Consider the following 14688-nt stretch of genomic DNA (forward strand, 5'->3'; position numbering starts at 1 on the left):
TATGGTGTCTATATTGTCTGTGGTTTGTGAAACACGCGAGTTAAATTGCCGAAGTAAGCTGGTGCGGTCAGCACTGTGGCGGCGAGGACGACGGCGAACAGGGCCACCAGCGTCCAGGCTCCGGCGCGGGCCAGCTCCCAGGTGAAGACGATCCCGAAGACGGGGGCCCTCTGAGTGGTGGCGAGGACGGCACCTGCCCCCGCCAGTGCCAGGACCGGCACGCTGGCCTCCACCCCGCAGGCGTGGAGCGCGATCGCCAGGGCGGCTCCGGCGCTCGAGCCCGCGGCCAGGGAGGGGGCCAGCCGGCCGCCGGTGGCGCCGGCGGCGAGCGTGAGACCGGTGAGGACCGGCTTGAGGGCCACGATGCCCACCAGCAGGACTAGGCCCGCTCCCGCAGCGCTGTTCGAGGCCCCGGGAAGGCCAGTACCCAGAGCCATCTCCATGGCGTCACGGCCATTGCCGACGATCGCCGGGACCCACAGGCTCGCCAGCCCGGTGACCAGTCCTGCGGTACCGATCGCCGCCGGCAGCCACCGGGGGACGCGCACCCGGTGCGCCAGCATCCACGACCACAGTCGCCTCGCCCCCACGCCGAGTACCGCGGCCACGGGAACGAGCAGGACCAGCCCGAGGACGGTCCCCGACGACAGACCCGGTGAGGCGACCTCGAAGGTGGGGCGCCCGTGGGAGTGCAGCCAGGAGACGAGCGTAGCGATGAGGCACACCGGTACCGCCACGAGGGCACCGCGCCGTCGCATCCCGGCGACCATGACGAGCTCGACGGCGTAGGCGGCCCCACCCAGCGGCGCGTTGTACATAGCCGCCAGCCCCGCCCCGGCGGCGGAGGCAATGAGGATCGCGCCCTCACTCCTGCCGATCCCCAGGCGGGCGGCAAGCCTGGCCGCCACCGCCCCGGCGGCCAGACGCGGAGCGCCCTCGCGGCCCACCGAATTGCCCGCACCGACCGTGAGGACCTGGGTGACGGCGTCGAGGAAGGGCCGCGCCAGCCCCATCCGGGCAGCCGCCTGACCGCTGCGGTCCGCGACGGCAGACTCCACGTCGGCCACCCCGCCGGTGGCGCGCAACCACCACCACAAGCTGCCTGCGACAAGGCCGCCCAGGGCCGGGGCGAGCGCGCGCCGCCAGGGCGGGGCGGCAGCCAGGCGTTCCAGGAGCCCGCCGTGGGTGACGCCGTAGAACAGTGACTCGAAGAGCCCCAGGAGCAGTGCCATCGCGACTCCGATGAGACCCGCGGCCACGCCCGCCACGGCGGCAGCCACCAGGAACCGGGGTCGTATCAGCGCGCGCACGCCAGGCACCATACCCGGCCGCTCGGCTCCCGGGGCCAGTGGGTCAGCTGGCCGCGTCGTCGACCGCCTCACCGAAGTCGGGCACGTCCTGAAGCGTCAGGGTCCCGATGTCCTGGCTGACCAGGCCCACGGCGGGGCGCAGGCCCAGCCACCACTGGTGACGGGGGCGACGGTGGTCGCGGTCGAGGTCGTCGTTCATACGGTCCAGCGGGTGGTCGGAGACCTTGCCCCGAACCAGTCCCACGTAGGAGGCCGTCGGCTCGCCGCGCTTGAGGGCGCAGGCCAGCAGCTCCAGGGAGTGGGCGACGAGCTTGGTCGCCATGATCCGGTCGAAGGCCGTGGGGCTGCCGCCCTGCTGCTGGTGACCCAGGATCGCCTCGCGCACGTCGTAGAGGCCCTTGCCTTCCTCGGCGAAGATGTGGGCCAGGACGTCGGTGGTGTAGTTGACACTGGCCCGCTCGTTGCGAATCACCAGGTAGAGGCTGCGTCCCGAGCGGAAGGACTCCACCATCCGCTCGGAGTCGGCGGCCAGGCCCGCCAGCGTGATGCCCTCCTCGTTGAGGTAGACCTTCTCCGCGCCGGTGGCCAGGCCCGACATCAGGGACAGGTAGCCGCACTTGCGGCCCATGACCTCGGCGACGAAGCAGCGGTGGGAGGCCGCCGCGGAAAGCTTGATGGAGTCCAGTGCCACCACCGCGTTGTTGAGAGCCGTGTCGGTGCCGATGCTCAGCTCGGAGCCGGGCAGGTTGTTGTCGATGGAGGCCGGCACGCACACGATCGGGATCTGGAAGGCAGGGTAGCGGTCCCGCTCGGTGACTAGGCGGTAGGCGCTCAGGTAGGCGTTGTAGCCGCCGATGACCAGCAGCGCGTCGATCTCATGGAGCTCAATGGCCCGCCCCAGCGCGTAGAGCTGCTCAATGGTGGGCACTTCGCGGCGCGTGCCCAGCTGGGCGCCGCCGTCACCGACCCAGCCCTCGACGTCGGCCCACGTCAGCTCGCGGACGTCGCCGTCGAGCAGGCCGGGGAAGCCGCCGTAGACGCCCAGCATCGTGAAGTCGTGGTCGATGCCCAGGCGCACGGCCGCGCGCGCCGCCGTGTTCATCCCCGGGGCCAGGCCGCCGGCGTGGATGATGGCGACCCGCTTGGGGCGGTCGGAGGCCGACGGCGTCGAGCCCGCGTCAGTGGCCGGCTCGGCGGGAGGCGTGGACATGGTTTCGAACAGCTCGAGCATCCTGCCGAAGCTCGCCCCGCGGGCCTGGATCGCCCCGAGGTAGTCGTGGGCGGCCACGAGATCCTTGACGGCGCGCGTAGCCGCGATCTGCTCCATCATCGGCAGGCGGTGGATGCGGTTGTGGCGCTCGGCGATGATGACCGGCTCGCTGCCCGGCTCCATGGACACCACCTCGCGGGCGGCAGCGCAGCCCAGCAGCGTGGACATCCAGCGGTCGTAGGCGCTGGGGCGGCCACCGCGCTGGACATGCCCCAGGATGGTGACGCGGGCGGCCTCACCCAGCTTGTCGGCGATGACCTGGCGGACGTCGTCGGCGGTGATGCGGTTGCCCTCGCGGTCGGTGGCGCCCTCGGCGACGATCACCATGGACTCGCGGCGCCCGGCCTCTCGGCCCGCCTTGAGCTTGGAGCACATGTCCTCCTCCCAGTCCTTGCCCGGGGGGAGCTCGGGGACCAGGACGTAGTCACAGCCCCCGGCCACAGCCGCCATAAGGGCCAGGTAGCCGCAGTGGCGGCCCATGACCTCCACGACGAAGGTGCGCTGGTGGGAGGCGGCCGTCGAGGAGATGTCGTCAATGGCCTCCAGGATGCGGTGGAGGGCGGAGTCGGTGCCGATAGTCATGTCGGCGCCCACCAGGTCGTTGTCGATGCTGCCCACCAGGCCGGTCACCATGAGGACGGGATGGGCGGCGGCCGTCTGCGCACTGATGTCACCGGTCTCGACGAGCTCCTCCAGCAGGGAGGGCCAGTTCTTGCGGAACTCGTTGGTGCCGGTCAGGGAGCCGTCGCCGCCGATGACCACGAGCCGGTCGATGCCGTGCTCCAGCAGGTTGCGGGCGGCCGCCAGCTGGCCTGCGCGCTCGCGGAACTCGGCTGAGCGGGCGGTGCCGATGATGGTGCCGCCGCGCTGGAGGATGGAGCCCACCGAGTCCCACTCCAGGGGGCGGATGCCGTCGCCTCCGGCCACGGCCCCGGCCCAGCCCTCCATGACCGCGTAGGGCCTGGCCCCCAGGCGGATGGCGGTGCGCACCACGGCCCGCACGGCCGCGTTCATGCCCTGGGCGTCACCGCCGGAGGTGAGGACCCCGATGCGCAGGGGCTCGCCGTCCAGGCCGAGCAGCGGGCCGGCCGACGAGCCGGTGGGGGAGGGGGCAGTGTCTGCGTTGTCTGAGGACATGGCGGCTGGCATGTGGGGTCCTTCCCTGGGGGCGCCGGTAGGCCTGGCTCCCGGCGTCGGCCGGGAGGACATCAGTCCATATTGTTGCTGGTGAGCGCCGCCACGTCATCCGCCTGTGGTCCCAGAAGCGTTTCCTTGCCGCGACATCCGCGCATTCGCCGGTTCCTGGTGAACCCCAGGAGGAGGGGAGCGATGTGTCCCCCTGCTGTGGGAGCAGGGGGACAGTAGGTCCACGGGCTAAGGAACTACCGGTCTCTGCGGGTGTGGAACCTGCGGGCCTCGGCGTCGAGGACGCGTTTGCGTCGTCGACCCCATCGCCTGCCGCTCCAGACGCCGAGCAGCACCGCGGCGCCGACCAGCGCACTCGTCGCTGTTAGTGCGGGCATGACCGTCTCCCTTCTCGAGCCTCCTCGTGTCAATTCATGATAATTCGCGTCGTGGCGGGCGGCGCAGGATCGGGAACGTACTCCGCGATCGGGGACTGCGTTCTCCTCCAGACGACTGGGGCCGGACCGCAGTCATCTGGAGGACAACGCAGTCCTCGTAGGAAAAGTACGTTCTCGACGGCGCTCATGGGTAGAGACCGCGTGTCGCAATCCAGTAGTGGTTTGATCGGGGCTCTTACATGAGCGCTCTGGTGAGTGCCGCCGCGTTGGTCCTCAGATAGTGGATGTCGCGCAGATAGAGGGTGTCGTGGCCGTCGTCGAGATGGGATTGGAATGCAGTGTCGCCCTGCGCCGCCCACCCTGAAGACTCTCGGGATCCTTGCTCATGCTACGTGTCCCATCCCTCGTCATCCTACGTGGCTGGACGGCGCTCGTGGCCGGTGGAGGCCCCGGTGCGCACGCCCCGCCGTGAGACGCTGCGACCACGCTGTGTGAGACGCCGCCGCTTCGCGCCCGTGTCCGCCCTCCCAACCGGCCACTGGGACGTTAGGCTCATCACTGGTGCCTGTCCGGCCGACGTCGGCCCGCGCCCGCAAGCCATCCACATGCCCCGAGAGGATCAGCTGCATGGATTTGTACGAATACCAGGCCAGGAACCTGTTCCGCCAGCACGGCGTCCCCGTGCTCGACGGCGCCGTGGCCACAACCCCCGAGGAGGCGCGCAGCGCCGCGCAGTCCCTCCTCGACGCGGGAAGCGAGCTGGTGGTCGTCAAGGCCCAGGTCAAGACCGGCGGCCGCGGCAAGGCCGGCGGCGTCAAGCTTGCCCGCACCGCTGAGGAGGCCGAGGCCCGCGCCCGCGACATCCTGGGCATGGACATCAAGGGCCACACGGTGCGCGCCGTGCTCATCTCCGACGGCGTCGACCTGGACGCCGAGTACTACTTCTCCATCCTCCTGGACCGCGCTGAGCGCCAGTACCTGGCCATGTGCTCGCGCGAGGGCGGCATGGACATCGAGACCCTCGCTGTCGAGCGCCCCGAGGCCCTGGCCCGCATCGGCATCGACCCGCTCGAGGGCATCACCCCCGCCGTCGCCCACCGGATCGTCGAGGCCGCGGGCTTCGAGGCCGGCCCCCTGGCCGACGAGGTCGCCGCCGTCATCGAACGCCTCTGGGAGGTCTTCACCGCCGAGGACGCCACCCTCGTGGAGGTCAACCCCCTGGTCAAGGCCGCCGACGGCCGCATCATCGCCCTGGACGGCAAGGTCACTCTCGACGACAACTCCCGCTTCCGCCACCCCGCCCACGCCGAGCTCGTCGACAACGCCGCCACCGACCCCCTGGAGGCCCGCGCCCGCGAGGCCGGCCTCAACTACGTGCGCCTCGAGGGCGAGGTCGGGGTCCTGGGCAACGGCGCCGGCCTGGTCATGTCCACCCTCGACGTCGTCGCCGGCGCCGGCGAGCGCCACGGCGGCATGAAGCCCGCCAACTTCCTCGACCTGGGAGGCGGCTCATCGGCCGAGGTCATGGCCACCGGCCTGGAGGTCGTCGCCTCCGACCCCCAGGTGCGCGCAATCCTCGTCAACGTCTTCGGCGGCATCACCTCCTGCGACACCGTCGCCCAGGGCATCGTGACCGCCGTCGAGTCCCTGGGCGGGCTGCCCAAGCCCGTCGTCGTGCGCCTGGACGGCAATAACGCCGACACCGGTCGCGCCATCCTGGCCGACGCCGCCATCGAGGGCGTCACCGTCGTCGACACCATGGACGGGGCCGCCGACGTCGTCACCGCCATCGCCGAGAAGATCAGCGGCCGGCCCGCTGGCAAGGAGGCCTGAGACATGAGCATCTTCCTGACTGAGACCGACCGCGTCATCGTCCAGGGCATGACCGGTTCCGAGGGCCGCAAGCACACCACCCGCATGCTCTCGGCCGGCACGAAGGTCGTCGCCGGTGTCAACCCCCGCAAGGCCGGCACCACCGTCGCCTTCGACGTCGCCCCCATCGGCCCCGGCGCCGGCGAGGTCCAGGCCGGAACCGTTGAGGTCCCCGTCTACGGCACCGTCGCCGAGGCCAAGGAGGCTACCGGCGCCGAGGTGAGCGTCGTCTTCGTCCCGCCCGCCTTCGCCAAGGGCGCCGTCGTCGAGGCCGTCGACGCCGGAGTGCGCCTCCTCGTCGTCATCACCGAGGGCATCCCGGTCGCCGACGCCACCTGGATGCGCGCCTACGCGGCCGACCACGGCGTGCAGATCATCGGCCCCAACTGCCCCGGCATCATCTCCCCGGCCCGCTCCAACGTGGGCATCACCCCGCCCGACATCACCGGCCCCGGCCCCCTGGGACTGGTCTCCAAGTCCGGGACCCTCACCTACCAGCTCATGCACGAGCTGTCCGATCTGGGCTTCACCACCTGCATCGGCATCGGTGGGGACCCGGTGGTCGGCACCACCCACATCGACGCCCTGGCCGCCTTCGAGGCCGACCCCGACACCCGCCTGGTCGTCATGATCGGTGAGATCGGGGGCGACGCCGAGGAGCGGGCCGCCGCCTACATCCGCGAGCACATGACCAAGCCGGTCGTCGCCTACGTCGCCGGCTTTACCGCACCCGAGGGCCGCACCATGGGGCACGCCGGCGCCATCGTCTCCGGCTCCTCGGGTACCGCCGAGGCCAAGAAGATCGCCCTGGAGGCCGCCGGCGTCCGGGTGGGGCGCACCCCCAGCCAGACCGCTGAGATCGCCCGCGAGCTCTACCGTCAGCTGGCCGGAGAGGTGAGCGCTTGAGCCTGGCGCGGCAGCGAGCCACCAGCCTGGCGTCCTGGGCCCTGTGGTCCCTGCGCGTGGGGGTCGAGTCAGTCGGCCTGGTCTGGCTGGTGGTGGTGCTGGCGACGATCGCCGTGTCCAAGGCGGCCGCCAGCCTCAACGCCGCGGCCATCCTCAGCGCAGGCGACGCCCTGCACACCGGGACCGCCCTGTGGAGCCTCGGCTTCGGGGGCTCGACCGCGCTGACCTCCGAGGACGACGGCGTGCTCAGCCTGCCGCTGCTGGGACTCACCCTGGTGCAGGCGGGTTGGACCTGGTTCTGCGTGCGGCGCGCCCACCCCTCCCGGCCGGCGGCCGGGGCGGCCATCGTCGCCGCCGCGACCGTCGTGGCGGCCCTGGCCTGCCTCACCGGCCCCGCCGGGCTGGACACCTGGCCCGCCGTCATCGGCATCGCCCTGCTCACCGGCGTCATCGTCGCCATCCAGCTCATGCGCGCCGGCCACCACTGGCCGCCCCTGACCCGCTGGTGGGACCGCCGACCCCATTGGCTGGGGCCGTCCCTGTCACTGGCCTACGGGGCCACGCGAGCCCTGAGCCTGCTGAGCCTGCTGGTGGTGGTCGCGGCTGTCGTCAACGGCGCCGGCCGGGTCTCGGTCCTGCACGACTCCCTGGCCGGGGACGGCTTCGTCGCGATGGCCGGCCTCATCCTGCTTCAGGCCGGCTGGGTGCCGACCCTGCTCATCTGGGCCTGCTCCTGGCTCATCGGCGCCGGCTTCTCCGTGGGCACGGGCACCGTCTTCGCCCCCGACCGGGTCGTGGCCGGCCCCGTCCCGCGCCTGCCGCTGCTGGGGCTGGTGCCGTCGACGCCGCTGAGCAGCGTGGGCCTGTGGCTGCCCCTGGTGGTGACGGCCGGCGCCATGGTGGCCGCCTGGCGCCGTCGGACGGTGCTCAACGCCCTGCGGGTGCGCTACGCCCTCAGCGCCGCCGGTCTGGCCGCCCTCCTCGTGGCCGTTGGCGTGGGCCTGCTGTGCCTGGCCGCCTCCGGATCCGTGGGCCCGGACCGGATGAGCAGCGTCGGCCCACTGGTCCTCTACACCGTCATCCTCGTCTTCGTCGAGGTCGGTGTCGGACTGGCGGCCATGGCCGTCCTGGCCCACCCCTACACGCGTACCTGGGCTCGCAACACCCTGCCCGAGTCGGTCCTGCCGGCGGCCTACCGGCGCCAGGACGCGCGCGACGATGCCGTTGACGAAGAGGACGATGCGGACGACGACGAGGTGGACGGCGAGGCCTGAGCCCGCAGGTCAGCGCGCCGCGGTGCCCGCGCCGCTCAGGGCGCTGACGGCCGCGTCCACGCCGTCGACGAGTTCGGGCGTCACCGCCAGGAGCGCGGTCCCGGCCCGGTAGGTCATCCCGGGGATGGGGGTGTAGAGGACGTTCGCCTCCAAGAGGGCGCGTCCCTCCTTGATGTCCCGCCACAGCTCAGGATTCTCCCGGAAGAACCGCGCGACGCGCTCGTCGCGGGCCAGGTGCTCCAGGACGTTGTCGGCCGACTTGTGCGCCGCCCGCCCCGGCAGCCTGCGGGGAGGAATGTCGGTCTCGTCGTCGTCATCAATGGTGGGGGCCGCCCCCTGGTACTCGACGACGACCAGCTGGTTCCCGGCCGGGGACAGCGCCAGGGCGTGGACGGGGCTGTCCACCGGCCGCTGGTCGATGGCCTCACCCCGGAAGTCGTCGGTGATCCGATAGCCCTCCAGGATGGCGAACTGCTCGCCGTTGCCGGTGTTGAGGCGGCGGGTCAGGTCCAGGATCTCGGCCTGCTGCTCCGACACTGAGGCGGCCAGGTCGCGCATCTGCCCGACCACTTGGGAGTCGGCCCCGGAGGCGGCCAGATCGGCGACGGTCTCATCGATCCGGCTGGGCTCCAGGGCATCGACGTCGGTCACGCCCAGGGACTCGGCGAGCTCGCGAAGGCGCGCAATGTCGGCCTCGACCGCCACCTGCCGCTTGGTGCGCGCCGTGAACAGCGCCTGACTCTCGGAGAAGCTCTCGGCGTTCCGGATTCGCCGGTTGACGGAGAGCTCGGCGGCCAGGTCGGTTCCGCCCCCGGCGGGACTGGCGCTCAGGGCCGAGCGCGGCATGTAGGTCATGGCGAAGTCCAGCAGTGCCAGGCACGCCTGCCCCGGCGTGAGAGTGAGCAGGTGACTGATGAGGCTGCTCGACGACGGCGCCGTGCTGATGCGGCGCCCCGGGGCCCCCAGCGTCAGGACGAGGGACAGGCTCATGGCCACCGCCGCCAGCGCACCGATCGCGTAGAGGAGCCCCTGGGTGCCACTCAACCCGCTCCACCACTGGGAGAACAGGCGTGGCAGGGCGGAGAGGAACAGGTCGTCCTCGGTCTCCTTGAGCTCGGGGGCGAGCTGCCAGACGGTGCGTACCTCGTACATGCAGCACAGGAGGAACAGCACGACGCTGACCACCAGGATCCCCAGGCGGAAGCCCTGGCGGGCATTGGGCTCAGCACCCGGTGTCGTGGCCTCCATGGCGTCGGCCCGCACGCCGCGCACCTGCTCGGCTGTGGCCCGTCCCGCCCGCATGGCGTACAGACGTCCCTGGCGCAGGTCCCCGTAGGCGCCCCAGGTGACGGCCAGGTCGCCCCAGGTGAAGTTCGCCAGCGCCACCACCGAGACGATGAGGGCGCGCACGAAGGGCGGCGCCTCGGTGAGATTGGGGTAGCGGGGAGCCGGCGCCCCGGCCACCGTCCAGCCGTGCACGCCCGCGTAGGCGCGGCGGTGGGCGTCCAGGAGCAGGCAGGCGGCCATGAGGATGACGGACAGGGGGATGGCGCTCAGGCCTCCGCCGTTGACCCTCCACAGGAACATGAGCAGCGCCGGGAAGCCGCCGCCGGAGTCGCTCTGGCCGAGCTGCTGGGCGATCCTGGCGATGTAGGTGGCGTGGTCGCTGACCGACTGCAGGATGACCACCGCCGGCAGGATCCAGGCCACGATCCGCAGCCACACGAGGTTCTTGGCCCCGTCGAAGGCCGGGGAGTCCTTGAGGCGCCACAGCGTGATCGCCAGCGCCACCGCCATCGTGATGTTCGCGGTGCTCACCTGGTTGCTGACGGCCAGGACATTGCTGTTCTCCTGGGTCATCGACCCCGAGGTCCATGGGTTGAAGGAGAAGGGAAGGCGCCCGTTGCCCAGGACCGAGGAGAGCAGGCTGCTCTCCTCAAGGGCCCGAATGCCGTCGTTGAGGGCCGTCAGGCCCGCTCCGGCCGCGAAACCCAGCAGGGCCCAGTCGGAGGCCGCCAGGCGGCGCATCCGCCCCGGCGCCAGGAAGACCACGAGCACCAGGGGTACCAGCGGGCTGAGAACCTCCAGGGCAATGGTCAGGGCGATACTCATCCCGTTGCCCATGACGGACAGGCCTGCGCGGGTACGCACCGAGCTCATGATGGCGGCCACGACGAGCGACCAGGCGGTGCCGACACCGTACATGAGCAGAACCGAGCGCCAGCTGATAGTGCGTGTGCGCGTCAGGAGGGCCACCACCATGAGGCACACGGCCATGAAGGCCGCCGGCACGGCGGCGTAGGCCAGCCTCGGGACCATCACCAGGGCGGCGATGAGCAGCGGGATCATGAGGACATAGGCTCCGCGCACCACCAGGTTCAGGGCACTGGACAATCCCGGATGGCGGCTCCACCAGCGCCGGTAGGCGGAGGCGGCCTCCTGCCACTGCTCCGGGGGAGTCCTCCGATATACCGGTGTTGCTGCGATGTTGATGGGCGCAGTCATGCTGTGGACTGTATGCGGTCCCTCAAGCCGCTCGCAAGGAAACAGGCCGTTCGGTCGGGTGATTCGCCGGGAGCGACATGGAAAACGTCAGGTCAGGCAGGCTCGGTGGCCTCATCCGATGCCGTCGTGGCCGCCACCCGATAGGATGAGGTCGGCTGCGACTGGCGAGGGTGGGGCACCACCGGGGAGTGGCCGAGGCCGTCCATGAAGGGGACGTCGCCCGCCTGGGCGTCCTGCTTCCTCACGCCACACCAGGAGCGCCATGTCCACGTCCCCGTCGTCCCAGTCCTCGCAGCCCACGAACCAGGCGGTCCCTACCGCTCACGTCCCCACCGAGGGCCTCGTCAGCCCCGACCGCGTCCCCGTGCGCCGCGCCCTCATCTCCGTCTATGACAAGACCGGTCTCCTCCCGCTCGCCCACGCCCTGGCCGACGCCGGTGTCGAGATCGTCTCCACCGGCTCCACCGCCGCCACCATCGCCGCCGCGGGCCTGGCCGTCACCCCGGTGGAGGAGGTCACCGGCTTCCCCGAGTGCCTCGAGGGACGGGTCAAGACCCTCCACCCGGCCGTCCATGCCGGCATCCTCGCCGACCGCCGCAAGCCCGACCACCTCGACCAGCTGGCCACCCTGGGGGTGACCCCCATCGACCTGGTTGTCGTCAACCTCTACCCCTTCACCGACACCGTCGCCTCCGGTGCCCCCTTCGACGCCTGCGTGGAGCAGATCGACATCGGTGGCCCCACCATGGTGCGCGCCGCCGCCAAGAACCACCCCGCTGTCGCCGTGGTGACCAGCCCCGACCGGTACGAGGACGTCGCGGCCGCCGTGCGAGAAGGCGGCTTCACCCTGGCCGGCCGCCGCCGCCTGGCCGCCGAGGCCTTCGCCCACACCGCCGCCTACGACGCGGCCGTGTCGACCTGGATGGCCGCCCAGATCGAGGCCGGCGACGTCGCCCACGCCACGGACTCGGCCGAGGTCGAAGCCAGCGGGCCGGCCGCACCGCCGGCCTACGTCGGCGTCTGCTACGAGCGCCTGGCGAGCCTGCGCTACGGGGAGAATCCCCACCAGCGGGCCGCCGTCTACCGTATCGCCGGGGCGAGCGGGGGAGTGGCCGGCGCCCGCCAGCTCCACGGCAAGGCCATGAGCTACAACAACTACACCGACACCGACGCAGCCGTGCGCGCCGCCTACGACCACGGCCAGGCCGTCACGGTCGCCGTCGTCAAGCACGCCAACCCCTGCGGCATCGCGGTCTCGGCTGCCGGCGACGTCGCCGAGGCCCACCGCAAGGCCCACGCCTGCGACCCGGTCTCGGCCTACGGCGGCGTCATCGCCACCAACACGGTCGTCACCGCCGAGATGGCCCGTCAGATCAAGCCGATCTTCACTGAGGTCGTCGCCGCCCCCGCCTTCGACGACGAGGCCGTGGAGATCCTGTCCACCAAGAAGAACCTGCGCCTGCTCCTCGTCGAGGCCCCCCAGCGCGAGGGCTACGAGATCAAGCAGGTCTCGGGAGGTGCCGTCATCCAGGAGCGTGACGTCCTGGACGCCGCCGGCGACGACCCCTCGACCTGGACCCTGGCCGCGGGCCCGGCCGCCGACGACGCGCTCCTGGCCGATCTGGTCTTCGCCTGGCGCTCGGTGCGTGCCGTGCGCTCCAACGCGGTCCTCCTGGCTCATGACGGTGCCACCGTCGGTGTGGGCATGGGGCAGGTCAACCGCGTCGACTCCTGCAAGCTGGCCGTCGAGCGGGCCAACACCCTGGGGGCCCGCTCCACCGGCGACGCCGCACTCGACGGCTCCCAGCAGGAGAAGGGGGCTGTGGGTGGGGCCGACGCCGCCGATGTCCTGGCAGGAGCGGCCGCACCACAGCGCGCCCGCGGGGCCGTGGCCGCCTCCGACGCCTTCTTCCCCTTCGCCGACGGCCTCCAGGTCCTCATCGACGCCGGGGTCCGCGCCGTCGTCCAGCCGGGTGGCTCCATCCGTGACCAGGAGGTCATCGACGCCGCCCAGGCCGCCGGCGTCACCATGTACCTCACCGGCACCCGCCACTTCTCCCACTGATCTCCCACTGGGTCGCCTGCGCCGCCTGGTGCCCGGCTCCTCGCGCCGGGCACCAGGCGGGCGTGCCAGTCGGAGAAAGGTCATGGACCCGCACCCCACGCGCCGATAGGCTCCTGCCCGTGACTCATGACCCGCATCCCCAGCAGGCCGAGCACAAGGAGCCCTACCGCACCATCTGTGTTGTCCTCGTTGCCCTCGGCCTGGCGGCTGTCCCAGCCATCGCCTTGCTGGGGCACCGCCGCATCGCCGTCCTGTGGGCGGCCGCCGGGATCCTGATGCTGGCCATCGTCCGGATCCAGCGCCCCGACGGCACCTGGCTGGCGGCGCGCAGCCGCCTGTTCGACGTCGTCCTCGGCATCGGCCTGGCCGCCGTCCTGATGCTCCTGTCGCCTTACGTCAACCTGCCCCGCATCCTGTGAGCGGGGAGCACTCTGTGCCCTCCGCGTGAGTTCTCACGGCGACGCTGTGCGCCGCCCCGTGTGATCTGTGCCTTGGGAGTGCTCATTCTTCGGTCCGGTGCGGCGCCATGACCAAGCGGTATGGCACGCTGGCCCCAGTCAAGACGTCTTGTCATCTCGTTTCACACCCTGAAGGTCCCTCTATGTCAAGCAATCCCTCAGCCGCGCCCTCGCTGACCCATCGTCTCAGCCACAGCATTCTGACCTGGGTCATTGGCGCGATCCTGCTGGCCCTGCTCCTGGGCTCGGTTCGCTTCGGGGGCCACCCGCTCATTCCCAAGCCCGTCGGCAATGTCTTCGCGACCTTCTCCGACCTGTTCAGCCAGTTCCTCAGCTTCTCCATCCCGCTCATCATCATCGGCTTGGTGACTCCCGCCATCGCCGACCTGGGGCGCGGGGCCGGTAAGTGGCTCGGGATCACGACGGCTCTGGCCTACACCTCGACCCTCTTCGCCGGCTTCCTCACCTTCCTGGTCTGCTACGCCACCTTCCCCCGGCTGCTCGCCGGAACCTCTCTGGCCGACGTCTCCAAGCCGGAGGGGGCTCTGAGCAGCTACTTCACGGTGGAGATGCCGCCGGCCGTCGAGGTCATGACCGCCCTGCTGCTGTCCTTCGTCCTGGGCATCGGCCTGTCCATGGTGCCCCGGGGCGTGCTGCGCAAGGGATTCATCGAGTTCCGAGCCATCATCACCCGCCTCATCGAGCGGCTCATCATCCCGCTGCTGCCCCTGCACATCTTCGGCATCTTCCTCAACCTCACCTACACCGGGGCGGCCGGGGCGGTGATGAAGGCGCTCCTGCGCGTCGTCGTCGTGGTCCTCATCCTCGAGGTCGTCATCCTGGGCATCCAGTTCCTCACCGCGGGACTCATCGGCCGCCGCAACCCGCTCAAGGCACTGTTCACCATGCTCCCGGCCTACCTGACGGCTCTGGGCACCTCCTCGTCAGCGGCCACGATCCCGGTCACCCTGCGTCAGACGAAGAAGAACGGCGTCTCCGACGCGGTGGCCTCCTTCACCATCCCCCTGTGCGCCACGATCCACCTGGCGGGGTCGACCTCGAAGATCTTCTCCTTCGCCTTCGCGATCGTCCTCACCCAGGACCTGCACGTGAGCACCACCCAGTGGATCGGCTTCATCTTCATGCTCGGCATCACGATGGTGGCCGCGCCGGGTGTCCCCGGGGGCGCCATCATGGCGGCCACCGGTCTGCTGTCCTCCATGCTCGGCTTCAATGACCAGCAGGTGGCCCTCATGATCGCCACCTACATCGCCCTGGACTCCTTCGGTACCGCCACGAACGTCACCGGTGACGGCGCCATCGCCATCATCGTCGACCGTATGGCCGGCGGCTCCGTCAACGACGAGGGCGACCCGGAGAACGTCCGTGAGCTCTCCTTCGACGGGATGGCCTACCTCAACGCGGTCAGCGTCGAGGGGGTCGTCAGTCCCGAGGAGCTCGAGGCCTCGGCCGCGGCCACCCGCTCGGGCGAGTAGAACCGGGGC

General features: G+C 71.0%; 10 protein-coding genes and 1 riboswitch. Of the genes, 6 read left to right on the forward strand and 4 right to left on the reverse strand.

Annotation, left to right across the window (positions count from 1 at the left end; all coding sequences use genetic code 11):
* Positions 1-8: 8 nt before the first annotated feature.
* The 3 genes from FK267_RS06755 to FK267_RS13425 form a co-directional block, all read right to left on the reverse strand.
* Positions 9-1310: a chloride channel protein gene (locus FK267_RS06755; protein ID WP_141406728.1), complete on the reverse strand. Its 1302-nt coding sequence runs from the start codon at positions 1308-1310 to the stop codon at positions 9-11.
* A 43-nt stretch (positions 1311-1353) separates the two neighbouring features.
* Positions 1354-3729 carry a 6-phosphofructokinase gene (locus FK267_RS06760; protein ID WP_176746993.1) on the reverse strand — a complete coding sequence of 792 codons (2376 nt, stop codon included), beginning with the start codon at positions 3727-3729 and terminating at the stop codon, positions 1354-1356.
* 233 nt (positions 3730-3962) lie between these two features.
* Positions 3963-4103 carry a hypothetical protein gene (locus FK267_RS13425; protein ID WP_170198613.1) on the reverse strand — a complete coding sequence of 47 codons (141 nt, stop codon included), beginning with the start codon at positions 4101-4103 and terminating at the stop codon, positions 3963-3965.
* Positions 4104-4730: 627 nt separating this feature from the next.
* Here FK267_RS13425 and sucC point away from each other — a divergent pair.
* From sucC to FK267_RS06780, 3 genes are read left to right on the forward strand one after another with little or no spacing between them, the layout of a single operon-like run.
* Positions 4731-5936 (forward strand): ADP-forming succinate--CoA ligase subunit beta, encoded by a 1206-nt coding sequence (gene sucC, locus FK267_RS06770; protein WP_009407046.1) that lies wholly within the window; start codon positions 4731-4733, stop codon positions 5934-5936.
* A gap of 3 nt (positions 5937-5939) precedes the next feature.
* Positions 5940-6881, forward strand: a complete 942-nt coding sequence (gene sucD, locus FK267_RS06775; protein ID WP_009747943.1) for a succinate--CoA ligase subunit alpha — start codon at positions 5940-5942, stop codon at positions 6879-6881.
* Positions 6878-8155, forward strand: a complete 1278-nt coding sequence (locus tag FK267_RS06780; RefSeq protein WP_141406729.1) for a cell division protein PerM — start codon at positions 6878-6880, stop codon at positions 8153-8155. The genes sucD and FK267_RS06780 overlap by 4 nt, the downstream gene beginning before the upstream one ends.
* Before the next feature lie 9 nt (positions 8156-8164).
* On the opposite strand, the gene FK267_RS06785 is transcribed toward FK267_RS06780, so the two are convergent.
* Positions 8165-10660: a hypothetical protein gene (locus FK267_RS06785; protein WP_141406730.1), complete on the reverse strand. Its 2496-nt coding sequence runs from the start codon at positions 10658-10660 to the stop codon at positions 8165-8167.
* A 147-nt stretch (positions 10661-10807) separates the two neighbouring features.
* A riboswitch (ZMP/ZTP riboswitch) is annotated at positions 10808-10897 on the forward strand.
* Between the two features lie 25 nt (positions 10898-10922).
* Between FK267_RS06785 and purH the strand changes: the two genes are divergently transcribed.
* The 3 genes from purH (at position 10923) to FK267_RS06800 (ending at position 14679) form a co-directional block, all read left to right on the forward strand.
* The gene (gene purH / locus FK267_RS06790) at positions 10923-12725 is read left to right on the forward strand and encodes a bifunctional phosphoribosylaminoimidazolecarboxamide formyltransferase/IMP cyclohydrolase (protein ID WP_141406731.1); all 1803 of its coding nucleotides are present in this window, start codon (positions 10923-10925) and stop codon (positions 12723-12725) included.
* 119 nt (positions 12726-12844) lie between these two features.
* Positions 12845-13144: a DUF3017 domain-containing protein gene (locus FK267_RS06795; protein WP_009747903.1), complete on the forward strand. Its 300-nt coding sequence runs from the start codon at positions 12845-12847 to the stop codon at positions 13142-13144.
* Positions 13145-13326: 182 nt separating this feature from the next.
* Positions 13327-14679 carry a dicarboxylate/amino acid:cation symporter gene (locus FK267_RS06800; RefSeq protein WP_141406732.1) on the forward strand — a complete coding sequence of 451 codons (1353 nt, stop codon included), beginning with the start codon at positions 13327-13329 and terminating at the stop codon, positions 14677-14679.
* The last annotated feature ends 9 nt before the right edge of the window (positions 14680-14688 follow it).

It is taken from the genome of Actinomyces oris, from assembly GCF_006546825.1.
Lineage (GTDB): Bacteria > Actinomycetota > Actinomycetes > Actinomycetales > Actinomycetaceae > Actinomyces > Actinomyces oris.

Coding starts and splice junctions, on each gene's coding strand:
- FK267_RS06760 (WP_176746993.1), bottom strand. CDS start 3,729: ATGCCAGCCGCCATGTCCTCAGACAACGCAGACACTGCCCCCTCCCCC.
- FK267_RS13425 (WP_170198613.1), bottom strand. CDS start 4,103: ATGCCCGCACTAACAGCGACGAGTGCGCTGGTCGGCGCCGCGGTGCTG.
- sucC (WP_009407046.1), top strand. CDS start 4,731: ATGGATTTGTACGAATACCAGGCCAGGAACCTGTTCCGCCAGCACGGC.
- sucD (WP_009747943.1), top strand. CDS start 5,940: ATGAGCATCTTCCTGACTGAGACCGACCGCGTCATCGTCCAGGGCATG.
- FK267_RS06785 (WP_141406730.1), bottom strand. CDS start 10,660: ATGACTGCGCCCATCAACATCGCAGCAACACCGGTATATCGGAGGACT.
- purH (WP_141406731.1), top strand. CDS start 10,923: ATGTCCACGTCCCCGTCGTCCCAGTCCTCGCAGCCCACGAACCAGGCG.
- FK267_RS06800 (WP_141406732.1), top strand. CDS start 13,327: ATGTCAAGCAATCCCTCAGCCGCGCCCTCGCTGACCCATCGTCTCAGC.